Source organism: Mycobacterium sp. SM3041 (assembly GCF_039668335.1).
In the GTDB taxonomy this organism is placed as follows: Bacteria; Actinomycetota; Actinomycetes; order Mycobacteriales; family Mycobacteriaceae; genus Mycobacterium.
Map to the genome: position 1 here is coordinate 151,509 of NZ_JAYXBQ010000037.1, position 26,342 is coordinate 177,850.

20 protein-coding genes are annotated in these 26,342 nt (G+C 67.9%); 11 read left to right on the forward strand and 9 right to left on the reverse strand.

The window, feature by feature from the left end:
* Positions 1-9 precede the first annotated feature (9 nt).
* Positions 10-1,107 (forward strand): cellulase family glycosylhydrolase, encoded by a 1,098-nt coding sequence (locus tag VXD91_RS09950; RefSeq protein ID WP_346415293.1) that lies wholly within the window; start codon positions 10-12, stop codon positions 1,105-1,107.
* On the opposite strand, the gene VXD91_RS09955 is transcribed toward VXD91_RS09950, so the two are convergent.
* Positions 1,104-2,369: a maltokinase gene (locus tag VXD91_RS09955; protein WP_135355616.1), complete on the reverse strand. Its 1,266-nt coding sequence runs from the start codon at positions 2,367-2,369 to the stop codon at positions 1,104-1,106. The genes VXD91_RS09950 and VXD91_RS09955 overlap by 4 nt on opposite strands.
* Positions 2,369-4,108, reverse strand: coding sequence for a maltose alpha-D-glucosyltransferase (gene treS / locus VXD91_RS09960; protein ID WP_064858046.1), 1,740 nt, complete (start codon positions 4,106-4,108; stop codon positions 2,369-2,371). Before treS ends, VXD91_RS09955 begins: the two co-directional genes overlap by 1 nt.
* A gap of 38 nt (positions 4,109-4,146) precedes the next feature.
* Here treS and VXD91_RS09965 point away from each other — a divergent pair, with 38 nt between their 5' ends.
* From VXD91_RS09965 to VXD91_RS09990, 6 genes are all read left to right on the forward strand, one after another.
* Positions 4,147-4,947, forward strand: a complete 801-nt coding sequence (locus tag VXD91_RS09965) for a DUF2470 domain-containing protein (RefSeq protein ID WP_346415294.1) — start codon at positions 4,147-4,149, stop codon at positions 4,945-4,947.
* Positions 4,948-4,957: 10 nt separating this feature from the next.
* Positions 4,958-5,527 carry an orotate phosphoribosyltransferase gene (locus tag VXD91_RS09970; protein WP_061002297.1) on the forward strand — a complete coding sequence of 190 codons (570 nt, stop codon included), beginning with the start codon at positions 4,958-4,960 and terminating at the stop codon, positions 5,525-5,527.
* A gap of 60 nt (positions 5,528-5,587) precedes the next feature.
* Positions 5,588-6,181, forward strand: coding sequence for a hypothetical protein (locus VXD91_RS09975; RefSeq protein ID WP_346415295.1), 594 nt, complete (start codon positions 5,588-5,590; stop codon positions 6,179-6,181).
* Positions 6,181-6,582, forward strand: coding sequence for a TIGR03668 family PPOX class F420-dependent oxidoreductase (locus tag VXD91_RS09980; RefSeq protein WP_061002696.1), 402 nt, complete (start codon positions 6,181-6,183; stop codon positions 6,580-6,582). The genes VXD91_RS09975 and VXD91_RS09980 overlap by 1 nt, the downstream gene beginning before the upstream one ends.
* A gap of 69 nt (positions 6,583-6,651) precedes the next feature.
* Entirely contained in the window at positions 6,652-8,700 is a 2,049-nt protein-coding gene (locus VXD91_RS09985) for an elongation factor G (protein ID WP_346415296.1), read from the forward strand.
* A gap of 119 nt (positions 8,701-8,819) precedes the next feature.
* Positions 8,820-10,607, forward strand: a complete 1,788-nt coding sequence (locus VXD91_RS09990) for a hypothetical protein (RefSeq protein WP_346415297.1) — start codon at positions 8,820-8,822, stop codon at positions 10,605-10,607.
* 88 nt (positions 10,608-10,695) lie between these two features.
* Here VXD91_RS09990 and VXD91_RS09995 read toward each other — a convergent pair whose 3' ends face one another.
* Entirely contained in the window at positions 10,696-11,892 is a 1,197-nt protein-coding gene (locus tag VXD91_RS09995; RefSeq protein ID WP_318986522.1) for an IS481 family transposase, read from the reverse strand.
* Positions 11,893-12,052: 160 nt separating this feature from the next.
* Here VXD91_RS09995 and VXD91_RS10000 point away from each other — a divergent pair, with 160 nt between their 5' ends.
* Positions 12,053-12,922, forward strand: a complete 870-nt coding sequence (locus VXD91_RS10000; RefSeq protein ID WP_318984030.1) for a type IV toxin-antitoxin system AbiEi family antitoxin domain-containing protein — start codon at positions 12,053-12,055, stop codon at positions 12,920-12,922.
* 56 nt (positions 12,923-12,978) lie between these two features.
* Here VXD91_RS10000 and car (VXD91_RS10005) read toward each other — a convergent pair whose 3' ends face one another.
* The 3 genes from car (VXD91_RS10005) to VXD91_RS10015 all read right to left on the reverse strand — a co-directional run bounded on the left by car (VXD91_RS10005) (position 12,979) and on the right by VXD91_RS10015 (position 21,213).
* Positions 12,979-16,497 (reverse strand): carboxylic acid reductase, encoded by a 3,519-nt coding sequence (car, locus tag VXD91_RS10005; RefSeq protein WP_318984031.1) that lies wholly within the window; start codon positions 16,495-16,497, stop codon positions 12,979-12,981.
* Between the two features lie 172 nt (positions 16,498-16,669).
* Positions 16,670-20,191 carry a carboxylic acid reductase gene (car, locus tag VXD91_RS10010; RefSeq protein ID WP_318984032.1) on the reverse strand — a complete coding sequence of 1,174 codons (3,522 nt, stop codon included), beginning with the start codon at positions 20,189-20,191 and terminating at the stop codon, positions 16,670-16,672.
* Positions 20,192-20,289: 98 nt separating this feature from the next.
* Entirely contained in the window at positions 20,290-21,213 is a 924-nt protein-coding gene (locus VXD91_RS10015; RefSeq protein ID WP_346415298.1) for a DMT family transporter, read from the reverse strand.
* Between the two features lie 286 nt (positions 21,214-21,499).
* Between VXD91_RS10015 and VXD91_RS10020 the strand changes: the two genes are divergently transcribed.
* A complete protein-coding gene (locus VXD91_RS10020) occupies positions 21,500-22,234 on the forward strand; it encodes an SDR family oxidoreductase (RefSeq protein WP_318984033.1) in 735 nt (244 codons plus the stop codon).
* Here the strand turns inward: VXD91_RS10020 and VXD91_RS10025 are convergent, their stop codons facing one another.
* The 3 genes from VXD91_RS10025 to VXD91_RS10035 form a co-directional block, all read right to left on the reverse strand.
* Positions 22,235-23,284 carry a zinc-dependent alcohol dehydrogenase family protein gene (locus VXD91_RS10025; RefSeq protein ID WP_318984034.1) on the reverse strand — a complete coding sequence of 350 codons (1,050 nt, stop codon included), beginning with the start codon at positions 23,282-23,284 and terminating at the stop codon, positions 22,235-22,237.
* A gap of 51 nt (positions 23,285-23,335) precedes the next feature.
* Entirely contained in the window at positions 23,336-24,466 is a 1,131-nt protein-coding gene (locus VXD91_RS10030; protein ID WP_346415344.1) for an alpha/beta hydrolase family protein, read from the reverse strand.
* Positions 24,467-24,647: 181 nt separating this feature from the next.
* The gene (locus VXD91_RS10035; protein WP_346415345.1) at positions 24,648-25,835 is read right to left on the reverse strand and encodes a GTP-binding protein; all 1,188 of its coding nucleotides are present in this window, start codon (positions 25,833-25,835) and stop codon (positions 24,648-24,650) included.
* A gap of 104 nt (positions 25,836-25,939) precedes the next feature.
* Here VXD91_RS10035 and rpmB point away from each other — a divergent pair, with 104 nt between their 5' ends.
* Together rpmB and rpmG are read left to right on the forward strand one after the other, a co-directional pair.
* Complete coding sequence (gene rpmB / locus VXD91_RS10040; protein ID WP_061010101.1) at positions 25,940-26,176, forward strand: 50S ribosomal protein L28; 237 nt, start codon at positions 25,940-25,942, stop codon at positions 26,174-26,176.
* Positions 26,177-26,341 (forward strand): 50S ribosomal protein L33, encoded by a 165-nt coding sequence (rpmG, locus tag VXD91_RS10045; protein WP_020099644.1) that lies wholly within the window; start codon positions 26,177-26,179, stop codon positions 26,339-26,341. It begins immediately after the preceding gene.
* Position 26,342 lies beyond the last annotated feature (1 nt).

Genomic DNA, 26,342 nt, shown 5'->3' on the forward strand with positions numbered 1-26,342 from the left:
CGGCAGATCATGGCCACAAGATTGGAACGAACGTTGCGCAACGCCCTCAAGATCGCTGCAGCAGTCTTCACCGTCGCGGCAGTTTCCGCCGCCGCCACCGAAACCCTGGCCAATAGCCCGGCCACCATCCCGTTCATCCCGACGGGCATCAGCCAGTCGGCCAGCAGCGTCGGCTTCGCCGACTCCGACGTCTACGGCATGAACGCCGACGACATCAACCACACCTTCGACCTGATGTCGGCGACCGGTGTGCGCACCGTCCGCATCATCATTCCGTGGGCCGGCATCGAGGGCACCCAGGGCAGCTTCAACTGGGGCCAGGTCGACACCGTCGTCGGTGCGGCCAATGCCCGCCACATGTCGGTGGTCGGCGCGATCGTCGCGACGCCGGCCTGGGCGGTGGCGCCGGGCGCCATCCCGATCAGCAGCCCGCCGGCCTCGGCCGCGGTGTACGGCGACTTCGCCGGCGCGGTGGCCGCGCACTACAAGGGCCGGGTGGACGCCTACGAGATCTGGAACGAGCCCAACGCCGTGATGTCCTGGACGTCCGGCCCGCAGGGTCCGGAGCCCGCCGTCTACGCCGACATGCTGAAGGCCTCGTACCCGAAGATCAAGGCCGCCGATCGTGGCGCCGTCGTCATCGGCGGTGTGGTCGGCGCGGTCGTGTCGTTCGGCTCGCTGACCCTGGACCCCGTGACCTTCATCCAGCGCATGTACGCCGCCGGAGCGGCCGGTTCGTTCGACGCGCTGTCGTTCCACCCGTACCACTACAACCTGAAGTTCTCGGCCGGCGCCGGAGTGCCCAACTCACCGCTGAGCCAGACCGACGGCATCCATCAGGCCATGGCGGCCAACGGTGACGGCGGCAAGAAGATCTGGGCCACCGAGTACGGCGAGCCCAACTCGGCCGTCGACGAGGCCACCCAGGCCGACTACATCCGCGACTTCCTGGCCAAGTGGCGCACGCTGCCCTACGCCGGTCCGTCGTACATCTACACCACGCGCGACCGCGTCACCGGCAGCTCGAACCCCGAGGAATCCATCGGCGTCTACCGCTCCGACTGGACCCCGAAGCCGGCTCAGGCCGCCGTCAAGGCAATGACCTAACCGCTGACGATGTTCGCGATGGCGCCCAGCGGCAGGTCCAGCCAGTGCGGCCGGTGCCGGGCCTCGTACCCCGCTTCGTAGACCGCCTTGTCGAGTTCGTAGGCGGCCAGCAGTTCCGCATCGGGTTCGGTGCCGCCGCCCTCGGCATAGCCGGCGCAGAACGCCGCCCGGTTGCGGTCGGCCCATTCGCGGGCGCGGGCGGCGAGCTGCTTGCGGCGCTGTTCGTTGCCGCCGCCCTCGGTCAGCCGCTGGAACGCCGCGTACTGATAGGACCGCAGCATCCCCGCGACGTCCCGCAACGGTGAGTCGGGGGCGCGGCGCTGATCCAGGGACTGCCCGGGTTCGCCTTCGAAGTCGATCAGCAGCCAGGTCTCGGGGGTGCGCAGCACCTGGCCCAGATGCAGGTCACCGTGGATCCGTTGCACCGTGATCGGCTGCCCCTCCAGCGCGCGGTAGCGACTCTCGATGGCCGCGGCATACTCGCGGACCTGCGGCACCGACGCGGTCACCGCGGCCAGCCGCTCCAGCATGGTCTCGACGGGAAACAGCGCCGTGGCGGTGCCGAGTTCGGCGGCCAGCGTGGCGTGCACCGCGGCGACGGACTGCCCCAGCCGCTCCGACTCACCGGCGAAATCACCACCCACCTCGTTGGCGTACAGGTCACCCTCGGCGTACAGATCCCGGGTGCTGGCGACGGCCATGTCCCAGCCCTCGGCGGCGTTGTCGGCGAAGCGGGCCAGCATGCCCAGCGCCGTCTCCGGTCCGCCGTCCAGCGACATCGTCCCCAGCAGCGGCGCCACATGCGGGCTGCCGGCCCGGCCGAGAACCCGGGTGAGCTCGATGTCGGGATTCACTCCGGACGTCACGCGACGGAACAGCTTGAGGATGGCGGCTTCGTCGAACACGACGCTGGTGTTGCTCTGTTCGGCGCCCATCACGCGCGCCGTCTCGCCCGCGGGCAACTCGGCGTCGGGCTCCGCGGCGAATGAGACCGGACCGACCGTCGCCGAATCGGCGATCAGGCGTAGCAGCAGGTTCGCGACTTCCGGGTCACCCAGCGCGTCACCGACCTCGCCGTCGCCTTGACGCAGCACCAGCTGATACCGCTCGCCGGGGCCGTCGTCGTAGCTGACGTCGAGCAGCACCAGGTCGATGTCCTCGCGCAGCGCCACCACCAACGCCGGTTCGGCATCGGCCAGCTCTCGGTTGCGGCCGGCGTACCAGCGCTGCTGGGTCAGGTATTCGGTCAACTGTGGATCCATCACGGCTCCTCACCGACGGGCGCACGCAACGAGAACCAGTAGAAACCATGCCCCGGCAGTGTCAACAGGTAGGGCAGTTCCCCGATGCGGGGGAATTCGACCTGGCCGGTCAGTTCAACCGGTGTGTAGCCGTTCCAATGCTGCAGGTTCAGTTCGATCGGCTGGGGAAAACGGGACAGATTGTTGACGCACAAAACAGTGTCAGCCTCACCATCGTCTCGCACGAGCTCGCGGACATAGGTGAGTGCCGACGGATTGGAACCACCGAGTTCCCGGAACGAGCCGACGGCGAACGCGTCGTGCCGCCGCCGCACCGCGAGCATGGTGCGCGTCCAATTGAGCAGGGAATTCGTGGTGTCGCGCTGGGCCTCGACGTTCACCGCCTGATAGCCGTACACCGGGTCCTGGCTCGGCGGGACGTAGAGCCGGCCGGGGTTGGCGGTGGAGAACCCGGCGTTGCGGTCGGCCGACCACTGCATCGGGGTGCGCACGCCGTCGCGGTCACCGAGCCAGATGATGTCGCCCATCCCGATCTCGTCGCCGTAATACAGCACCGGGGAACCGGGCAGCGACAACAGCAGCGCGGTGAACAGCTCGGTCTGGTTGCGGTCGTTCTCGAGCAGCGGGGCCAGGCGCCGGCGGATGCCGACGTTGGCCTTCATCCGCGGATCCTTGGCGTACTCCGAGTACATGTAGTCGCGCTCTTCGTCGGTGACCATCTCCAACGTCAGCTCGTCGTGGTTGCGGAGGAAGATGCCCCACTGCGCGAGGTCGGGGATCGGCGGCGTCTGGGCCAGGATCTCCGAGATCGGGAACCGGGACTCCCGGCGTACCGCCATGAAAATCCGTGGCATCAGCGGGAAATGGAACGCCATGTGGCATTCGTCGCCACCGGTCTCGGGATCACCGAAGTAGGCGACGACGTCCGCCGGCCACTGATTGGCCTCGGCCAGCAGCACCCGGCCCGGGAATTCGTCGTCGATCACCTTGCGGCAGCGCTTGAGGAAGGCATGCGTTTCGGGCAGGTTCTCGCAGTTGGTGCCCTCGCGCTCGAACAGGTACGGCACCGCGTCCAGCCGGAATCCGTCGATGCCCAGACCCAGCCAGAAGCGCAGCACGTCGATCATCGCTTCCTGCACGGCGGGGTTCTCGTAGTTCAGGTCGGGCTGGTGGGAGAAGAAGCGGTGCCAGTAGAACTGCTTGCGCACCGCGTCGAAGGTCCAGTTGGACTCCTCGGTGTCGACGAAGATGACGCGCGCGTCCTGGTACTTCTCGCTGGTGTCGCTCCAGACGTAGTAGTCGCCGTAGGGCCCGGAGGGGTCGCGGCGGGATTCCTGGAACCAGGCGTGGGCATCCGAGGTGTGGTTCATCACCAGGTCGGTGATGACGCGGATGCCGCGCTTGTGCGCGGCATCCAGCAAAGCGACGAAGTCGTCGACGGTGCCGAACTCCGGCAGCACCTTGTAGAAGTCACGGATGTCGTAACCGCCGTCACGCAGCGGCGAGTCGTAGAACGGTGGCAACCAAATACAGTCGACACCAAGCCATTTCAAATAGTCGAGTCGCTCGGTGAGACCTCGGAGGTCACCTGAGCCGTCGGCGTCTGAGTCGTAGAAGGCGCGGACCAACACCTCATAGAAAACCGCGTGCTTGAACCAGGTGCGGTCCTCGGGGAGGACTCGCGCATGTCCGAAGTCTGCGGCGCTTGGATGTTCCACGCCACCGTTGGAGGCGTCCATCGTCAACCAACGTACCCGCGCCTGGGTAGGGTGCAAACGTGGCGACACGCGATCATGGCGACCCAGGTGATGCTCCGACAATCCCGCCGCCGCTGGCCGAAATCGTCAACGCGACCCGGCCCTCGGCCGCCGAAGAGGCCCGCACCATCGCGGCGTCGACCAACACCGGAACCCTGGCCACCCTGACGGCCGACGGCGATCCGTGGGCGTCGATGGTCACGTATGGACTGCTCGGCGGTTCGCCGGTGCTGTGCGTCTCGAATCTTGCCGAGCACGGCCGCAACCTCGCCGGCGATCAGCGGGCCAGCATCTCGATCATCGCGGCCAGCACCGACAAGGATCCGCTGGCCGGTGGCCGGGTGACCTTGGCCGGCCGGGTGGCGCGGCCGGAGGGTGCCGAACGCGACGCCGCCCGGGACGCCCATGTCGCGGCGGTGCCGGCCGCGAAGTACTACATCGACTACACCGACTTCGCCCTGTGGGTGCTGCACGTCGACCGGGTCCGGTGGGTCGGCGGCTACGGCCGCATGGACTCCACCACGGGCGCGGATTACGCTGCGGCCCAGCCGGATCCGGTGACGCCGTCGGCCGCCGGGGCCATCGCGCACCTGAACGCCGACCATGCCGACTCGCTGGCGGCCATGGCCCGGGTTCTGGGCGGCTACCCCGACACCGAGTCGGCGACCTGTACCAGCGCCGACCGCTACGGCCTGGACTTACGGGTCGACACCGCCCGCGGCATGGCCTACACCCGGGTCGGCTATGCACAGCCACTCCAATCCATCGACGAATTACGTTCCGCGACAGTCGAATTGGCTCGACTGTCCCGTCAGGTTTAGGATTCGCATCATGTCTGATCGCCCGGAGAGCTGGGAAGCCGCATTCGACCTGATCCGCACCCGCGGCTACGAGCGCCGTGAGGAGCCGTTCCGGCTGGCCAGCGGGCAGCTGAGCCACGACTACATCGACGGCAAGTACGCCGTCGACAACGGCGTCAGCCTGACGATCGTCAGCAAGGCGGTGGCGGAACTCGCCGCGCTGCGCGATATCGAGTTCGACGCCGTCGGCGGCCTGACCATGGGTGCCGACCCGCTGGCGCACGGCGTCGCGATGGTCACCGGCAAGGCCTGGTTCTCGGTCCGCAAGGAACAGAAGGCCCGCGGCCGCGAGCAGTGGATCGAGGGCACCCGCATCGAACCGGGCACCCGCGTGCTGCTCGTCGACGACGTGATCAGCACCGGCGGCTCCACCGAGATCGCCTACGAACGTGTCACCTCCCTCGGCGCGGTGGTCACCGGTGTCATCCCGATGGTCGACCGAGGCGACATCGCCACCGAGCGTTTCGCCAAGCGCGGCGTGCCGTTTGCCGCACTGGTCAGCTACCGGGATCTGGGCATCGAACCGGTCAAGGACGTCTAAAGCGCGGACACGCGCGCCGATACCGAGCAATTGGCGCGACCCACCCCTAGCATCTGGGAGGTGGCTGACAGCGACGACCCAGAGCGCGAACTATCGCCGGGTGGCGTGCTGGAATCAGCCGCCGAGGAGCCGGACGACGACCCGGACACCGATCCGTTCCGCGCCGTCGACCCGGGGCCGCACGGCACGGGACCGTTTGCCGGCCCGACGACCGGCTCATTCGTCATCCCCGAACCGGAGCCGACGGGCGACACCTTCGACGCGTTCAACACCGACACCTGGCGGTTCCGCGAGCCGCCGCCACCCTGGTACCGCAGGAAAGACGCCCGCCTGCTGCTGATCGTCGTCACCGTCGCGGTGATCGCTCTCGTCGTCTCACTGGTGGTCCTGGCCACCCGCCGGGATTCCGGCGCCGACGAGGCACCGGTGGAACCCAGCGCCACGACGACGACCACCACCACGACGACGCCGGCCCCGTCGACCTCGTCGACTCCCGCTCCGCCGCCGCCTCCCCCACCGCCGACCGAACCGCCTCCGGCCGCGGCGCCCCCGGCGTACCACGCACCGGCCGCGCCGCCCGCACCGACGCGTCCGCCGGAGATCAACGTGACGCGCATGCCCATGAGCGTCGCCCCGAACCCACGCCACCGCTGATGACCGATCCCGCCGCCCTGTTCTCCGCCACGCCCGTTGCGGTGCTGGCGACGGTGTCCGGCGAGGGCCAGCCGCACGTCGTCCCCGTGGTTTTCGCGGTCAGCGGGGACCGGCTCTATACGGCGGTGGACGCCAAGCGGAAGTCGACGCAGCATCTGCGGCGGCTGGACAACATCGCGGCCAACCCGCGGGTGAGTCTGCTCGCCGAGGAATACGACGACGACTGGTCGCACCTCTGGTGGGCCCGGGCCGACGGCATCGCCACCGTGCACCCCAGTGGCGACGAGATGGCGATCGGTTACTCGCTGCTGCGCGCCAAGTACCACCAGTACGACCGGGTGGCGCTGGACGGCCCGGTGATCCGTGTCGCGATCAGCAGATGGAGTTCGTGGCACGCCTGAGGGCTTGAGTCTTGTGCCGACGGTTGCGACAGGAGCATGGTGGACGTGAGTCGTCGATAGGGGCACGCCATGGCCGACAAGTCGAATAGCTCATCCGGAGCCGCGCCCAGTGCGGACAGTCCGGCCGCGATCCGAAATGTGGTCCTGGTGGGGCCATCTGGGTCCGGCAAGACCACCCTTGTCGAGGCACTGCTGCTGCATTCCGGCGTGCTGACGCGGGCCGGGACGGTGCTGGACGGCACCACGGTCTGCGATCACGAGCCGGCCGAAGTCGAGCAGCAGCGGTCGGTGGGCCTGGCGCTCGCCTCGCTTCAGCACGGGGCGGTGAAGATCAACCTGCTCGATACCCCGGGCTACGCCGATTTCGTCGGCGAACTGCGGGCCGGCCTCCGCGCTGCCGATTGCGCGTTGTTCGTGATGGCCGCCAACGATGTGGTGGACGCTGCCACCAAGGCGCTGTGGCGCGAATGCGCTGACGTCGGGATGCCGCGCGCCGTCGTGGTGACCAAACTCGACCACGCCCGCGCGGCGTTCGCCGGGGCGGTGCAGTCCGCGCAGGAATCGTTCGGGGACAAGGTGATTCCGCTGTACCTGCCCGAGGGGGACGGGCTCGTCTCGCTTCTGGCGGACGATGCCACGTTGATCGAGGGCATCATCGAGGAGTCCGAGGACGAGACGTTGATGGAGCGGTACCTGGGCGGCGAACAGATCGACAACGCGGTGCTGGTCGCCGACCTCGAGCGCGCCGTGGCCCGCGGCTCGTTCTTCCCGGTGATCCCGGTGTGCAGCACCACCGGTACCGGAGCTGCCGAACTGCTCGACGTCATCGCCCGCGGGTTCCCTTCTCCCCCAGAGCATGTACCGCCGCAGGTGTTCACCCCGGCCGGTGTGGAGAAGTCCGCGCCCGCCTGCGATCACGCCGCCCCGCTGTTGGCAGAGGTGGTGAAGACGACGTCGGACCCGTACGTCGGCAAGGTCAGTCTGGTCCGGGTATTTTCCGGCACCATCAGGCCCGACACGACGGTTCACGTGTCGGGCCATTTCAATTCGTTCGCCGATCCCGCCGCGGGATGCGCCGAGCATGAGGACCACGACGAGGACGAACGCGTCGGCGCACTGTCGTTTCCGCTGGGCCGCAAGCAACGCCCGGCGGCCGAGGTGATCGCCGGTGACATCTGCGCCATCGCCAGGCTGACGTGCGCCGAGACCGGGGACACCTTGTCGGACAAGGCTTCTCCCCTGGTGTGCCGGCCGTGGACGATGCCCGCGCCGCTGCTCCCCATGGCGATCGTGCCGCATGCGAAGACCGACGAGGACAAGTTGTCGGTGGGCCTGGCCCGGCTGTCCGCCGAGGATCCGACGCTGCGCATCGAGCAGAACCCGCAGACCCACCAGATCGTGTTGTGGTGCATGGGCGAAGCCCATTCCGCGGTGGTCCTGGACGCACTGTCGCGGCGGTTCGGCGTCGCGGTCGACACCACGGAACTGCGCGTCCCGCTGCGAGAAACGTTCGGCGGCAACGCGAAAGGCCACGGTCGGCACGTCAAGCAGTCCGGCGGCCACGGGCAGTTCGCGGTGTGTGACATCACCGTCGAACCGCTTCCGGAGGGGGCCGGATTCGAGTTCGTCGACAAGGTCGTCGGCGGTGCGGTGCCGCGGCAGTTCATCCCGAGCGTGGAGAAAGGCGTTCGCGCCCAGATGGATCGGGGCATCTGCGGATACCCGATGGTCGACATCCGCGTGACCCTGCTGGACGGCAAGGCGCACAGCGTGGACTCGTCGGATTACGCCTTTCAACTCGCAGGCGGGCTGGCGCTGCGCGAGGCGGCCGCCGCCGCATCGGTGAATCTGCTCGAGCCCATCGACAGCGTCCACATCGTGGTGCCCGACGAGATGGTCGGCGCGGTGATGAGCGACCTGTCCGGACGGCGCGGCCGCGTACTCGGGACCGACACCGCCGGTGACTCCTGCACCGGCATCGACGCCGAGATTCCCGAGATCGAGCTGACCCGGTACCCGATCGAACTGCGGTCGTTGTCGCACGGCGCCGGCTCCTTCACCCGCTCCTTCGCCCGCTACAAACCCATGCCCGAGGCGGTGGCGGCGCGGGTGCGCTGACCCCGCCACAGTGACCCACAACTTTGGCAAACCTGATCGTGACTGACATCACCCGTGTCATAGTGTCGTCAGATTCGTGCGCGCGCGGGCGGGCACCAGGGATGTCAAAGGGGACACCTGTGGGGACACAGTCGGGGCTCAGTCTGCGTAAATCCGGTCGGTACCGCCTGGCAGTGATTGCCGCGGCCATGGGTATCGCCGCGGCGACCAGCCAGAACGTCGCCTGGGCCGAGACCGGGACGACCGATTCGCCAGGCACCTCGACCAGCCAGTCCGGACCGCAGAAGCCCGGTCCAGCCAAACCCAAGCCGGCGAACACCGACAAGAAGGACAAGAAGAAGCCCGGTAAGAAAGCCGGCAAGGCCCAAACGGCTGCGGACACGTCCGACAAGTCCGACGCCAAGCCGGACGCGGCGACTGACGCGTCGGCCACCGACCCCAAGTCCGGTGCCGATCCGGAAGCCAAACCGGACCCGAAGCCGGCCGTTAATCCCGACCCCAAGCCGGCCGCCAAGCCGGCGAAGAAGGGCTCGGATTCGGTCAAGCCCGCCGGCGATGGCAAGAAGGCACCTAAGCTCCAGCCCGCCACCGCGAGCGTCCCCGCCAAGGACGCGACGGCCGGCTCCCACGCCGCCACAGCTGCCACCGCCCCGGCCGCGGCAACCGACAGCATCGCCCCCGCTCCGGTCAAGACGCCGGCGCCGACCACCCGGCTCGCGGCCCTGTCCGCGACCAACAACACCGTCGGCACCCTGACGACGCCGACGCCACCGCAGCCGCTGAACCCGATCGCGAAGATCATCCAGCTGCCCGGTCGCCTCATCAACACCGTCCTGCAGGTGCTGGACCTGACGGTGTCGCAGAGCGGCCCGAAGAGCCCGTTCAACTGGTCGCCCATTTCCGAGGCGCTGTTCGCGGGGTTCCGCCGCATCGAGGACATGCTCGGGCTGAGCAAGACCCCCACCGCGGCGCCCGTCGTGCCGGAGCTGACCTACGACGGCCCGACCAGTGGCGACACCCCGACGGTGGAGCAGTTCCTGAACGCGTCGGCCAACGCCTACGTGCTCGGCGCCCAGCCGGGTGATCTGAAGCCGTTCACCGTCAACGGTTTTCAGATGCAGACGTTCAATCCGTTGTCCGGCGCCGTCGGCAAGGCGTGGGTGACGCCCGAAGGCCAGATCATCGTCGCCTACCAGGGCACGACAGGCGGCACCAATCTGCTGTTCCATCCGCTGATCGCGCTGTCACAGATCTTCACGGACATGCAGGTGATCTTCACCAACACCACGCCGCAGGCGTTCTGGGACTCGCTGGCGTTCGAGCGCAAGGTCGAAGCAGCGGCCCTCGAGCAGGGCTACACCACCGACGACATCTTCGTCACCGGTCACTCGCTGGGTGGTTGGGAAGCGCAGTTCGTCGCGCAGAAGACGGGCCGCGGCGGCATCGGCTTCGAAGGGCCCGGCCTCAACACCTCCGTCCCGGGCAACGGCATCAACTCGAACTTCGTGAACATCGAGACCTACGGTGACACCGCGGCGTACTTCTCCACCGACCTGCCGGGGTTGCAGCCGTTCATGGCGGCCTACGACCCCACCGGCGGCAGCAAGCCGCACTACGGCAACATCGTGATGATCGGTGACCCGGATGCGGTGAACCCGCTGTTCAACGCGTCGGCGCTGTGGGGTCCGAACCCGATCAACGACATCATCTTCGCGGTGGACATCCTCGGTAACTTCTTCGAGCACCACCTGCCCGGCATGCAGGCCTACAACCTCGGCGTCGCACCGGATCCCGGTGTGGTGCCGTGGCTGGGCTCCTACACCGGGCCGATCAACGACTGGGGCGACCTCGACATCTACGAACTGCAGCAGGCCGCCTCCGACGCCGGTGTCCTGATCGCCCCGTGACAGGGATTTGTGCACGATTTTCCGCGGCTGGCGCGGTGTGGTGTCTCGGGACATCGCTGACACTTATGTCTCGGGACATCGCTGACAGTCAGTGTGCGGGTTTGGGTGCGCGGGTGCGGTAGGTTCGCGTGGTTTTGTCGCCGGGCTGGTAGCGGCGGGTTGGGTCGGCGGTGAGTTCGCGGATCAAGGTGGTGCCGCTGAAGATGGCGATGTGGTCGCCGTCGCGGATGCAGTCGCAGTGGTGTCCAGCCCAGTACCGGCCGACGTTGATGACGTAGGGCGGCACGAACACCCGACCGGTGGTGTCGTTGACGGTGCCGGTGGTGACAAACACCGGGGCCGGCAAGGGCCGGTCGGCGGGGCGGGCGCGTTCGGTGGCGGCGAAAGCCTCTGCGGGAGTGGCTCCGCCGAGTGCTCGGTGTGGTCGTTGGTGGTTGTAGAAGTGTCGGAACGCCTCGAGCAGATCGTTGAGATCAGCGACCGTGTCCGGGGTGGGGTGCGCGTGGAGCCACTTTTTGAGGGTCTGCCAGAACCGCTCGATCTTGCCGCATGTCTGCGGGTGATAGGGGGCGGAGTTGATCGTTTTGACTCCCAGGGCGCGTAGGTTGGCCTCGAACGTCGTTTCAAACCCGAGCCGCCGCCCGGTGTACATCAGTCCGTTGTCCGACAACGACATTGACGGAATCCCACACTCACCGATACCGGCCAGCACCACCGACCACACCAACTCACCGGTGCCCGGCCCGGCCGCGGCGGCCAACCCGACCAGGTAGCGAGAATGATCATCGAGACAGCCCGCAATGGCCACCGCGGTGCCGTCGGTCAGTGCCCATTCGGTCCAGTCTGATTGCCAGCAGCCGTTCGGGCGATCAAAGACAAACCGTTTGGTCGCTGACTTGGGGCGTTTACGCGGCTGCGGGGTGATCGCACCATGGCGCGTCAGGATCCGCCAGATCGTGGCCGGTGCAGGCACATCAGCATGGCCCTCACGCTGCAGTGTCCAGTGGATCGAGTGCGCGCCGTGGTCGCGTCCGGCCTCCAGCAGCTCTTTGCGGCGGCGCAGCACCAGCTCCTCGACCGCGGCCGCGGTCTGTCCGGGACACGACATCGGCCGACGTGACCGCTGTTCGAGCCCGGCCAGACCCAGCTGCCCGAACCGCTTGCGCCACTTGTAGAACGTCTGCCGACTGATCTGCTGATCCCGGCAGAACGCCGCCACATTCTCGACCTGCCCGGCCAACGCCGTCGCGGCACGAATATCCATCGCCGTCACCTTCTGGGCCATGAACCACGATGGGTCCACAACCTCACTCAGGTGTCAGCGATGTCCCGAGACATCCATGTGTCAGCGATGTCCCGAAACAGAACACCGCGGCTGGCGCGGAAAATCGTGCACAAACCCCCGCTGATGGAACCGCGGCGCCGCCGCAAACGTCCGAATCTGTGTGCTCGACGACTACCTTCGCCGCCACGACGGCGTAATCACCCGCGCCCAAGCCCTGACCGCGGGGATCAGCGATGACGCCATCAGCCGCCGAGTCCGCTCCGGCCACTGGCTGCGCTGCGCTCCCGGAGTGTTCTTCGTCGACGATCGCGCATTCAGCGATGCGGCCCGCGTCCGCAGTGCCGTGTGGTCCTACGGCCCAGCGGCCACCGCCAGCGGACTGGCCGCCGCGTGGTGGCTGGGGATCACTCACTACGCGCCGGAGACGGTGGAAGTCACCGTGCCGAAGGTCAGCAATCACCGCAAGCGCCACGGCATCCGGGTCCGCCGCCGTGACTTGCAGCCACAGGACATCGTCGAACGCGACGGTCTGCGAGTCACCGCGCTTCCACTGACCGTCATCGAAGCCACGACGCGGCGCGGCGGTGGCGCGAGACTCATGGACACCGCGTTGCAGCGTCACGTCGAGCTGAAGAAACTCTGGGACGCGCACCTGCGCAACAAGGGACGACACGGATCGCCTGCGGCTCGGATACTGTTGCTGGCCGCCGAAGACGGGGCCCGGTCGCAGGCTGAACGGCTACTCGTAAAACTATTGCGCCGCAACAAGATCAGCGGGTGGAAGGCCAACTGCCCGGTCGCCGGATACAAAGTCGACATCGTGTTTCCGGCAGCAAGACTCGCCATCGAAGTCGACGGCTGGGCCTATCACAGCAGTGCTGACGACTTCGAGAACGACCGAAAGCGGCAGAACGCCATCTCGCTGCTCGGCTATCAGATTTTGCGGTTCACGTGGCTCGACCTGACCGAATATCCCGACCGGGTGCTCGCCGAAATCCGGAATGCCCTGCTGTCCAGGCACGCCGCCTGAAAATTTGTGCACGATTTTCCGCGGCAACCGCGGAAAATCGTGCACAAATCCCTGGGTCAGAGCAGGCCGAGCAGCTGCAGATCGGTGATGTACTTGACGATCACCGGCGCGGTGACATGCGGGATGTCCTTGTCCGGGCCCAGCTTTGCCTCCTGCACCGCCTCACGGAACACCACCACCGGGGCGATCGACCCATTGTGCGGGTGCTCCGGCTTCTGGTAGTTGTGCAGCAGCGGCAGCAGTGACGCCTGACGCTGCCGGTCCGGCAGGGCCCGCAGCGTGGTCTCGAACCGGGCCAGCCATTCGGCGTAATCATCAACGCGGGCAATGGAATACCCGGCCTCGATCAGCCAGTCGACGAACTCGTCCATGCCCAGGCCGTCCGAGTGCGGGTTCATCACGTGGTAGGTGACGAACTCGCCCGCGGGGCGCACACCGAGCGTGTCGATGGCCTCGGCGATGAACTCGACCGGCAGGCCGTCGTAGTGCGCGGCCTGTCGGTTGCCCTCGGCATCCAGCTCGTAGAAGGACTTCGGCGCGATGCCGGTGGCCACCAGCGAGAACATCATGCGGGTGAACATGTCGGGCAGGTTCAGCTGTCCGGCGTACGACGTGTCCGCGAGGATCATGTCGCAGCGGAACACCGAAACCGGAAGGCCGCAAAGGTCATTGGCCTCACGCAGCAGCACTTCGCCGGCCCACTTGCTGTTGCCGTAGCCGTTGGCGTAACCGTCGTGGACAGCACGCACCGGGCTCATCACGCGCACGTCGGCCTCTTCGGTGAATGTGCCCGGGGCCAGCTGGTCCCCGACACCGATCGTCGAGACGTAGATGTAAGGCTTCTGCCGCGTGGTCAGCGCGATGCGGATCAGCTCGGCAGTGCCCAGCGCGTTCGGCCCGAACAGTTCGCTGTAGGGCAGCACGTGGTTCACCAGCGCGGCCGGGTCGACGATGACGTCGACCTCGTCGGCCAGCCGCTGCCAAACCTCCTGCGACAGGCCGAGATTCTCGTCACCCTTGTCACCGGCGATGACTTCGAGGTGATCGGCGGCCAGGGCCTGGTAGTGCGCCAGCAGCTTCGGGTCCCCGGAGTCGAACGTGGCGTCGAGACGGGCCCGGGCCTCGTCGTCGGACTTGGCGCGCACCAGGGCGATCACCTTGCCGTCGACCAGGTCCATGCGCTCCAGCCACTCCAGCGCCAGGTAGCGGCCCAGGAATCCCGTTGCGCCGGTGAGCAACACGGTGCGCACCTCGGCGGCCGGTCCCGGCAGCGACGGCGCGGCGGCCAGCGTCGCGGCATCGATGAACTTGTCCAGCGTCAGGTCCGCGGCCCGCACCTCGACGGCGTTCTTGCCGTGCACCGAGCTGAAGCTGGGACGCTTGGCGCCACCGCTGCGCTCGTTCTCGATGTAGGCGGCCAGCGCTGCCAGGTCGTTGGCGGGGCTCACGATGATGCCGACCTGGACCTCGACGCCGAAGATCTCTTCCAACAGGTTGCCGAAGGTCAACGCCGACAACGAGTCTCCGCCGAGATCGGTGAAGTGGGCGTCGGCCGACACCTCGCCGGACGCACCGAGCAGCGCGCTCGCCGCGCGGATGACGGTCGGCAGGGCGGGGCCCTCGGCGCCGTGCTGCCGCAGCTCGCGGAGTTCGTCGGCCTGTCCGGCGGCAAGACTCGCGTACAGGTCTTCCAGCGCCGGGCCGTAGTGCGCCTTGAGCTTCGGCCAGGCCAGCTTGCGGATGCCGGTCAGCAGCCCGTTCTCCAGCGAGAACGGTTCGGTCTCGATGATGAAGTCGCGGGGGATCTCGTAGGACTGCAGCTCGGCGGCCTTGGCGACCTCTTGCAGCGAGTCACTGATCCGCTGCTTCAGTTCGGCGGAATCCCAACGGGCCAAGGCATCTTCGGTCGGCACGACGACGGCCAGCAGGTAGGGCTGGGCGCTGTTGCCGTAGACGTAGATCTGTCGGACCAGCGGGCTGTTGTTGCTGAATGCCGCCTCCAGCTTGGCCAGCGTGACGAACTCGCCCTGCGCCAGCTTCAGCACGTTGTTGCGGCGGTCGACGTACTGGATCTGGTCGGGGCCGATCTCGGCGACGACGTCGCCGGTGCGGTAGAAACCGTCCTCGTCGAAGACGCTCGCGGTGACTTCGGGCCGCTTGTAGTAGCCCGGGAAGAGGTACTGGGTCTTCACCAGCAGCTCACCGCGCGGGTACGGCTGGTCGGTCAGGTAGTAGCCCAGGTCGGGCACGTCGACCAGCTTGTAGTCCAGGGTCGGCGGGCGCTGGATGACGCCGTCGAAGAAGACCATGCCGGCCTCGGTGGAGCCGTAGCCCTCCAGCAGGTGGATGCCGAGGAACTTCTCGACCCACGCCTTCAGCTCGTCGGTGATGGGCGCCGAGCCGGTCATCGCCTTGATGTAGCGGCCACCGATCAGATTCTGGCGCATGTCGGCCATCACCTGCTGCTCGATGTCGTCGCGCTCGGCCTCACCGGTGCCGGCGGGCACCAGCTTGTCGACGCGGCTCTGGAATTCCAGGTACAGCATCTCCCAGACGCGCGGCACCAGGTTCAGCTCGGTGGGCCGGGCGAGCGCGAAATCCTCGAGCAGAGTGGACAAGTCGCTCTTGGCGGCGAAGTAGACGATGCCGCCGTTGGCCAGGCTGGAGTACAGGATGCCGCGGCCCATGACATGGCTCATCGGCATGAACGCCAGGTTGATCGACGCCTCGCTGGGGCCGAACCACGCCGTGCTGGCCCGTCGCCAGAAGCTCGTCATGTTGCTCTCGGGGTACATCGCACCCTTGGGCGCACCGGTCGAGCCGGACGTGTAGATCAGCAGGGCCAGCGGATCGGCCTCGTCGAAGACCGGGGTCGGGACGTCGGGCAGTTGACGGCCGCGGCTCAGCAGGTCGCCGAAGGTCTCGACCGTGACGTTCAGGCCGGCCAGCGCGTCGCGCGCCTGGTCGATGGCGTCGCGCTCGTCATCGACCTCCGGGTGGTGGTCGAACACCAGGAACCGGGCGGGTGCGGGGCCACCGACCGCGAGTTCGACGGCGTCGGCGACGTAGTCCGCGCTGACCGCGATCAGTACCGGTTCGGTCTCGGCGACGATCGGCAGCAGCGACGACGCCGCGGAGCTGGTCTGCAGCGGCACCGAGACGGCGCCGATCTGCCCGAGCGCGGTGTCGATGACGGTGTAGTCGGTGCTGGTGAAGCCGAGGATGGCGACGCGGTCGCCGGCCTTGACGCCGTCGGCGTGCAGGGCGGCAGCGACGGCGCGGATGCGGTCCCACAGCTCCCCGTAGGTGATGGTGTCGTACTTCGGCAGCAGGCGGGTCACGGTGCGGCCGTTCTCGGTGACGAACTCGACGGCGCGCTGTCCGAGCGCGGTCCGGTCGGCATAGCCCTCGAGGACGGTCTTCACGATCTCGGGCAGTCGCATGCCGGGCTTTTCGACCGACTCGGCGACCGACTGCAGCGGCACGGCCGCGGCGAACTGCGGATCAGTGGCGGACAATTCTGCGATCCGGCGGGCCAGCCCGTCGGTAGTGCTCTCGGCATGGTCAATCGACATGAAGAAACCTCACGAAAAATCGAAATCTCGAATGGGGTACGCCCCGTTGCATCCCCACTATTTGAATGACGCTGGCGCGGCCGCCGTTGTTCCGGCGATTTCCTGCCAGTTCCCTGTGATTTGTGCACGATTTTCCGCGGTCACCGCGGAAAATCGTGCACAAATCCCTGGGTCAGAGCAGGCCGAGCAGCTGCAGATCGGTGATGTACTTGACGATCACCGGCGCACCGATGTGCGGAATGTCCTTGTCCGCACCGATTTTCGCGTTCTGCACCGCGGCCCGGAACCGCTCCACCGGGGCGATGGATCCCCGCACCGGGTAGCTCGGCTGCTGGTAGTTGTGCAGCAGCGGCAGCAGTGACGCCTGGCGCTGCCGGTCCGGCAGGCCGCGCAGGGCCGTCTCGAACCGGCCCAGCCAATCGGCGTAATCATCAACGCGGGCAATGGAATACCCGGCTTCGATCAGCCAGTCGACGAACTCGTCCATGCCGATGCCGTCGTCGTACGGGTTCATCACGTGGTACGTCTCGAACGTCGAGTCGGACGCGCCGGCCGCGACCTGCACGGCCAGGGTCGAGATGGATTCGGAGACGAACTCGACCGGCAGGCCGTCGTAGTGGGCGCGCTGCCGCTTGCCCTCGGCATCCAGCTCGTAGAAGGACTTCGGCGCGATGCCGGTGGCCACCAGCGAGAACATCATGCGGGTGAACATGTCGGGCAGGTTCAGCTGGCCGGCGTATGTGGTGTCGGCCAGGATCATATCGCAGCGGAACACCGAAACCGGAAGGCCGCAAAGATCATTCGCCTCGCGCAGTAGGACCTCACCGGCCCACTTGCTGTTGCCGTAGCCGTTGGCGTAGCTGTCGTCGACCGCCCGCACCGCGCTCATCACGCGCACGTCGGCGTCCTCGACGAATTCGCCGGGCGCCACGCCGCCGCCGACCGCGATGGTCGAGACGTAGGCGAACGGCTTGATCCGCGTGGTCAGGGCGATCCGGATCAGCTCGGCAGTGCCCAGCGCATTGGGTCCGAACAGCTCGCTGTACGGCAGCACGTGGTTCACCAGCGCGGCCGGGTCGACGATGATGTCGACCTCGTCGGCCAGGCGCTGCCAAACCTCTTGCGACAGACCCAGATTGGCCTCGCCCTTGTCACCGGCGATGACCTCCAGGTGGTCGGCGGCCAGCGCCTGGTAGTGCGCCAGCAGCTTCGGGTCCCCGGAGTCGAACGTCGCATCGAGACGGGCCCGGGCGTCGGCGTCGGACTTGCCGCGGACCAGGGCGATGACCTTGCCGTCGACCAGGTCCATGCGCTCCAGCCATTCCAGTGCCAGGTAGCGGCCCAGGAATCCGGTTGCGCCCGTGAGCAATACGGTGCGAACCTCCGACGCCGGCCCGGGCAGCGACGGTGCCGCGGCCAGTGTCTCGGCGTCGATGAACTTGTCCAGCGTCAGGTCCGCAGCCCGCGCCTCGGTGGCGTTCTTGCCGTGCACCGTGGAGAACGTCGGCCGCTTGCTGCCCGGCGCCCGCTCCCCTTCGATGTAGGCAGCCACCCCGGCCAGGTCGGTGGCCGGGCTGACGATCACTCCGACCGGCACCTCGACCTCGAAGATTTCCTCGAGCAGGTTGCCGAAGGTCAACGCCGACAACGAATCTCCGCCCAGATCGGTGAAGTGGGCGTCGCCCGTGACCTCGGAACCGGCGGCCCCCAGTGTGGCACTGACGGCGCGCAGCACGGTCTCGAGCACCGGCGCGTCAGACGCCCGCAGTGACCGCAGCGCACGCAGCTCGGCGGCCTGTCCTTCGGCCAGTTCGGCGTACAGCTGCTCCAACTCGGCGCCGTACCGGGCCTTCAGCTTGGGCCAGGCCAGCTTCCGGACGCCGGTCAGCAGCCCGTTCTCCAGCGAGAACGGTTCGGTCTCGATGATGAAGTCGCGGGGTACCTCGTACGACTGCAGCCCCGACTCACGCGCCACCGTCTGCAGGGCGTCGGCCAGTTCAGGGCGCAGGGCCTCAGCGTCAGAAACACCGGTCAACGCCTCCGAACTGGGCACGATCACGGCCAGCAGATAGGAGCGAGAGCTGTTGCCGTACACGTAGATCTGGCGGATCAGCGGGCTGGTGCCGAAGGCGGCTTCCAGCTTGGACACCGTCACGAACTCACCCTGCGCCAGCTTCAGCACGTTGTTGCGGCGGTCGAGGTACTGCAGATGATCGGGACCGAGCTCGGCGACGATGTCACCGGTGCGGTAGAAGCCGTCCGCGTCGAACACATCAGCGGTGACGTCCGGCCGTTTGTAGTAGCCCGGGATCAAATCCGTTGACTTCAAGAGCAATTCGCCGCGCGGGTGCGGACGGTCGGTCGACAGGTAGCCGAGTTCGGGTACGTCGACCAGCTTGTAGTCGAGTACCGGGGGACGGCTCACGTGGCCGCTGACCATCACACCGCCGGCCTCGGTCGAGCCGTAGGCCTCCAGCAGCTCGAGCCCCAGGAACTTCTGCACCCAGGCCTTGAGCTCCGGCGAGATCGGTGCCGACCCCGTCATCGCGACCAGCTGCCGGCCGCCGATGAGGCTGCGGCTGCGCTCGTCGAGCACTTGCTGCTCGGGAACACCGTCCAGGGCGCGACGGTCGACCTCGCTCTGCACCTCCTGGTGGATCATCTCCCACACCCGGGGCACGAAGGTCATCTGCGTCGGCCGGACCAGCGCGATGTCCTCCAGCAGGGTGGACAGGTCGCTCTTGGCGGCGAAGTACACGGTGCCGCCGTGGGCCAGCGTGCGGTAGACGGTGCCGCGGCCCATCATGTGGCTCATCGGCAGGAAGCTCAGGACGATCGAGGGCAGCGCGGGCTGCTGGTGCGTGAGACCGGTCCGCCACGCGTTGGTGACGAGGCGCTCGGGGTACATGGCGCCCTTGGGGGTACCGGTGCTGCCGGAGGTGTAGATCAGCACCAGCAGCGGGTCCACGTCCGCGGACACAGCGGGCTCGACGGCCGGCAGCGCGCCACCGCGCGCGACCAGATCCGCAAGAGTCTCGACCACGACGCCACGCTCGGCCAGGCGCGCGGCCGCCCGTTCGATGGCCTCGCGCTCGTCGTCGACCGCGGCGTGGTGGTCGAACACGACCACCCGCGTCAGTGCGGCGCCGGCGCCCAGAACCAGTTCGACGGCGTCGTCGAGGAACTTCACATCGGCGAACAGCGCGCGGGGTTCGGTCTCGTCAAGAATGGGGCGCAGCTGCTCGACGGGTGCGCTGGTCTGCAGCGGAACGGCGACGACGCCGGCGCGGGCCAGGGCGGTGTCGACGATCGTGAACTCGGCGCTCGTGAAGCCGAGCATGGCGACGCGGTCGCCGGGGGCGACGGCGTCGGGCCCGCTGAGCAGGGCGTTGTCGACGGCCTGGATCTGCTGCCAGACTTCGCCGTAGGTGATGGTGTCGTAGCGTGGCAGCAGCCGCGCCACAGTGCGGCCGTTCTCGGTGACGTACTCGACGGCGCGCTGTCCGAGCGCGGGCCGGTCGGCGTAGGCGGCCATGACCGTGTGGATGATTTCGGGGAGCCGGATGCCGGGCTCTTCGAGTGCGGCGGCGACCCCGGCGAGGGGGCGCGCGGCGGCAAGTTGGGGGTCGGCAGCGCAGAGGTCAGCGATGCGCTGCGTCAGCTCGTCGGTAAATACGGTTTCTTCGTTCGACATAACAACCTCATCAATTGGTTCACCAGCGTCGCCAATTACAACGTTAGCAAAACTAACGATATGCCCGTAATGGCTGTGGGAGAAACCACACCTATTGTTCAGCGCTCGGAGGTCGATTGCACCTGCGGCGGTGCGATCGGCGCCGCCACCTTCGCGCCCGCCTGCGTTTCGTACGCACCCTCGTCACGGCCGAGAGCGATGGTCGCGGCCGCCATGGCACCGATGGACACCACGAGCGCGACGGCCTCGGCGCCGGTCGTGTCGAAGCCCTCACCGAGCACCAGGGCGCCGAGTACGACAGCCACCACCGGTTCCAGCACCAGCATGGTCGGCACCGACGTCTGCAGCGCGCCGGCATGGAACGCCGACTGCTGCAGTACGGTCGCGACCGCTCCCAAGATGATGAGCAGGTACGGCGCCGGCGTCGTCAGCAACCCGAGCCAGCCCCGGTGCTGCAGTATCGCCATGAAGATCTTGGTGACGACCGCGACGACACCGAACAGCACGCCGACACCGACGGCCAGCAGGACCGCGCGAGCCCAGCCGCTGCACCGCAGCGCCAACAGCACGCAGCCGATGATCACCGCGGCGCACACCGCGGCGACCAGCACGATAACCCCAGGTGAGGCCAGGTGTTCGTCGCGTTCAGGCCGCGCCAGGACGACGAATCCCGCCAGTCCGATGGTCAGCAATCCGGCCCACAACCACTCGCCGCGCGTCACCCGGCGATGTGCCTGGCGCGCACTCAGCGGCAGCGCGAACAGCAATGCCGACACCAGCAGCGGCTGCACCACCAGCAGGGAGCCGTGGGCCAGCGCCAGCGCCTGGAAGACATAGCCTGCGACGGCCGCAGCCGTCCCGGCCCACCACAGCCGGCGGCTCAGCAGCGTCGACAGCATGACGACGCTGACGCCGTGTTCGGGCGGCACGTCGATGGTCGCGCGCTGGCGCACCACGATGCCGACGGCCGCGCAGACGGCCGCGCAGAGGGCGAAAAGCACCACCAGTCCGTGTTGGATCAACGGAGGCGTCCGATCAGCGTGGCCGCGTACCGCGCCACAGGGCTCACCGGAAACATCACGCCCAAAGGGTAGTCGAGCGGGACTATCTGTCCCACTCGCGAACCGTGCGCCCACCGACGCGTGGCGACGGTTCGCTCCGTCGAGCGTGGGCCGCGGCGCGACCGAACCCGGCATGTCGCCTCGTCAGGCCCCACGCTCGGCGCAGCACCCACGCAACGCGCCGCGTCGACTTACCGAAACCTTAAACATCTCTTATTTTTCTTAGACTTGGGGTACGGTCGATGCCATGCACACCAGGATCGCTCTCGTCACCGGCGCTTCCCGCGGCATCGGCGCCGCCGTGGCCCAGCAGCTCGCCGCGCCGGACACCCACGTCCTGGTGAACTACCGCGAGAAGGCCAAACGCGCCAACACCGTCGTCGACGGCATCCGGGCCGCCGGCGGCCAGGCCTCCGCGATCGGCGCCGACGTGTCCGACGCTGCCGCGGCCAAGGCCATGATCGACCGGATCGACAGCCGGTTCGGGCGCCTGGACATGCTGGTGCTCAACGCGTCGGGCGGCCTGGAGTTCGGCGCCGCGCCCGACTACGCGATGCGCCTCAACCGCGACGCCCAGCTGCGGCTCGTCGACCTCGCGCTGCCCCTGATGCCCGCCGGCGCGCAGATCGTGTTCGTCACCAGCCACGAGGCCCACTGCTACCCGCACCTGCCGGTGCCCGACGCCTACGCCCCGATCGCCGCCAGCAAGCGCGCCGGCGAAGACGCGCTGCGGGCTCTCCGCCCCGAATTCGACCGGTGCCGAATCGGATTCACCATCGTCTCGGGCGACATGATCGAGGGCACGATCATCGCCAGGTTGTACGAGCGCCGCGATCCCGAAGCGGTCGGCGCGCGCCGCAGCCGGGGACCGCTGCCGACCATCGAGGAGTTCGCGTCCGCCATCACCGTCGCCGCCACCGGACGCGACCTGCGTGACACCGTGTACGTCGGCGGCGAGGACCATCTGGTCCGGCCGGCGTGATCAGGGTTCGAGAATCACTTTGATGGCCGTGCGCTGATCCATCGCCGTGTAGGCGTCGGCGACTTGAGCCAGCGGCAGGGACAGGTCGAACACCCGGCCGGGTTCGATGGCGCCGGACAGCACATCGGGCAGCAGTTCATCCAGGTACGGGCGGACGGGCGCGATACCGCCGGCGACGTGGATGTTGGTGCTGAACAGTTGCTGCATCGGCAGTTCGGGGGCGCCGGCCGGCACCCCGACGAACCCCAGCGACCCACCGGGACGGACCGCCCCGAGTGCCTGGTGCATCGAATCCTTGGTGCCGACGCACTCGAGCACGCAGTCGGCGCCGACGCCCCCGAGCAGTTCCTCGATGGCCGCGATCCCGTCATCACCGCGTTCGGCGACGATGTCCGTGGCACCGAAGGCCCGGGCCAGTTTCTGCCGGTCTTCGTGCCGCGACATCGCGATGATCCGTTCCGCACCAAGACGTTTCGAGGCCAGCACCGCACACAGCCCGACGGCGCCGTCACCCACGACGACCACGGTCGCACCGGCGTGCACGTTCCCCGACCGGGCGGCGTGGTGGCCGGTGGACATGACGTCGGCCAGGGTCAGCAGGTGCGGGAGCAGTTCTGCGTCAGGCGATTCCGGCACCTTGACCAGGGTGCCGTCGGCGAAGGGCACCCGCACGTACTGGCCCTGCGCCCCGTCGAGCGCCTCACCGGTCTTGGCGGTGCCGCCCCACACCCCGAAGTTGACGCACGAGGTGGTGATGCCGTTGCGACAGTGCACGCAGGTGCCGTCACTGTCGGTGAACGGCGAGATGACGAAGTCCCCGACGCGCACATCCCTGACCTCGGCGCCGACAGCTTCCACGACCCCGATGAACTCGTGGCCGATCGGATGCGGCGCAGGCGTCGGACGCACCCCGCGGTACGGCCAGAGGTCCGAACCGCACACGCAGGTCCGCACCACGCGGACCACCGCATCGCCCGGTGACTGAATCGTCGGATCGGGGCGCTCCTCGAATCGAATATCGCCCGGCCCGTGGATGATCGTGGTCTGCACGGCTGTCCCGCCCCTTTCAGGTGTCGAATCCGACCCCTGAGTCTTGCCGAATCAGCCCGTCGGCGCGAGTACCAGTCCGCCGGTGGCGGCCGGAGCGGGTGCCACCGGCGCCGGAACCGCGGCTGGTGCCGCGGCGGGCACCGCTGCCGGAACCGCCGCGGGCACGGCCACCGGAACCGCTGCGGGTACCGCGGCCGCGACGGGAGCGGGGGCCGGCAGTGCGACCGGAGCGACGGCCGGCGCGGGCACCGGAGCTGGAGCGGGCGCCGGGGCCGGCGGCGGCACCGGAGCGCCCACGCCCAGCACGCGCAGCAGGTCCGGCTTCATGGCCTGCAGCTGCTGGCCCCAGTAACCCCAGCTGTGGGTGCCGTCCTTCGGGAAGTTGAAGACCGCGTTGCGGCCACCGGCCTGCTGGTACACCTTCTGGAAGTCCCGGTTGGAGCTGATGGTCAGGTTCTCCAGGAACTGGGCGCTGTAGAGGATGCCCAGGTCGCCCGGGGTGTCGAGGTCGGACGGCGTGCCGTTGCCGCAGTACACCCAGACGGCGGTGTTGTTGGCCACCAGCTGCCGGACGTTGACGGTCGGGTCGTTGCGCTTCCAGGCCGGGTCGCTGGCGATACCCCACATCTGGGTCGGGTTGAAACCGCCGGCGTCCTTCATGGCGAAGCCGATCAGCGTGGGCCACAGACCCTGGGACGGGTTGAGGAAGCCCGAGAGCGAGCCCGCGAAGATGAACTGTGCCGGGTGCCAGATCGCGAGCGTCAGCGCCGAGCCGCCCGACATCGACAGGCCGACGACGGCGTTGCCGGTCGGCTGCACGCCCCGGTTGGCGGCCAGCCAGGCCGGCAGCTCCTGGGTCAGGAACGTCTCCCACTTGTAGGTGATGACGCCATTGTTGTTGGTGGCCGGCTGGTACCAGTCGCTGTAGAAGCTGGACTGCCCGCCGACCGGCATCACCATCGAGACGCCGGACTGGTAGTACCACTCGAACGCGGCGGTGTTGATGTCCCAGCCGCTCGCGTCGTCCTGGGCGCGCAGGCCGTCGAGCAGATACACCGCGTGCGGTCCGCCGCCCTGGAACTGGACCTTGATGTCGCGTCCCATCGCGGGTGACGGAATGTTCAGCACCTCAACCGCTTTCGCGGCCGCATGCGCCTGCGGGGCCACCGCGGGCATCGCCATTGCCGGAACCGTCAGGGCAGCGACAGCCGCCACCGCGAGCCGCCGCAGTTTCGCGCCGTAATTCTTGCCAAGAGTCGCCAACACGAGTGAAAACTAACGCCGCGCCGCGCCGGGCCGTTCGACCAACGCGCGGCGTGATCGCCTCGTTACCAAGGCGTTTGGCTATCGAGTCCAGAACCCGTCACGCCGCGCCGTGATCGGTGCCGTCACTGACGACGGTGACGTCGTCGCGGGTGCACGGTTCCTGGTGCCAGTCCCCGAACGGGTCCGAGTAGCCGGCCCACGTGTCGCGTGCCGCGAATTCCTCGTCGGTGAGCAGGGCGTCGTTCAGCGCAGCGGTCACATCGCCAGGACGGGCGCCGCACACCAGGATCGTCATCGCGGTGTGCCGGTCACCGAATTCGTTGTCCCACATCAGGTCTGCCAGCGCACGACGTTCGCGGTCCACGTAGGCCGCCTCACTGACGGTCATCGCGGCGATCCAGCGGCCGGCGTTGCTGACGCGCAGGCCACCGCCGGCCGACTCCAGCCACATGACGTGGCCGGGCCGGTTCGCGAGCCACATCCGGCCTCGCGTCCGGATCACGCCGTCCAGGAGGTGATCGATGGCGTCGTGCAGACGCTCGGGGTGGAACGGCCGCCGCGCGTTGAACTCGACAATCTGAACGGGCCCTTCAGGTTTCAGGCTGGGTTGTCCCGCGAGCAGCGGCCCGTGCGGCTCGTCGGCGCGCCCCAGCCGGGCGTCGGGCCACAGCGCGCGCAGCGCGTCCTCGACCAGGTCGGGCCCGGTGACGAGCTGTGCCCGCGGCGCCAGCCGGCGGCATACCGCGAGCAGCACGGGTTCGGCGTGGGTCACGACGAGGACGTCGGCGAATTCGGCCTGCCCCACTGCCACCTGCGCGACGGTCCGGCCGTCGGGCAGTTCGTCGTCACCCAGCGCGTCGGTGAGCCAGTCGCCGGCTTCGATGCACGTCACCACGCCCGCGATCACGACGTCGCGGGCAGCCGGTCCGTCGATGTATCCCGGACCCACCCGAACTCGAACATGGTTGATGGCCCAGCAGATCGGCTCGGGTTCCATCCACGGCTCCAGGTGGACGACGATGCGGTTGACGTCATCGCGCCGATGCAGCAGGCGTAAGTAGATCAGCAGGTCATTACGGACGGTGCAGGACACGCAGCCGTGGGCCAGTTCGAGCGCCGCCACGGTTTCGTTGACGATGCCGTGCGGCGCGGTGACGGTACGACGGCGCACGACGTGACCGTCGAATTGGTGCTCGACCAGCACCGTGCCCGGCGCCTTCAGTAGTTCTTCGGTCACGTAACCGGTCGGTCCCTGACCAGCCACGATGATCACCGGCGTCCGCATCGCCAACCCCTTATCGACAATCATTTTCAGTTCCGTCGGCCATCACGCTACAGTGGCAACCGACACTTGTCGAAAACGATTTTCATTAACGATAGGGCGGACACATGTCAGCGCACTGCCAGGTCACCGGGCGCGAGCCCGGTTTCGGCAACACGGTTTCGCACTCGAACCGGCGCACCTCGCGCCGGTGGAACCCCAACATCCAGAGCAAGACCTACTACTTGCCCTCGGAAGGCCGGCGCATCCGGCTCCAGGTCAGCGCCAAGGGCATCAAGGTGATCGACCGCGACGGCATCGAAGCCGTGGTGGCGCGGCTGCGCCGGGACGGGGTGCGAATCTAGATGTCCCGCACCGATATCCGCCCCGTGGTGAAGCTCAAGTCCACCGCGGGCACCGGCTACACCTACGTCACCCGCAAGAACCGGCGCAACGATCCCGACCGCATGGTGCTGCGCAAGTATGACCCCATCATCCGCAAACACGTCGACTTCCGAGAGGAGCGCTGAG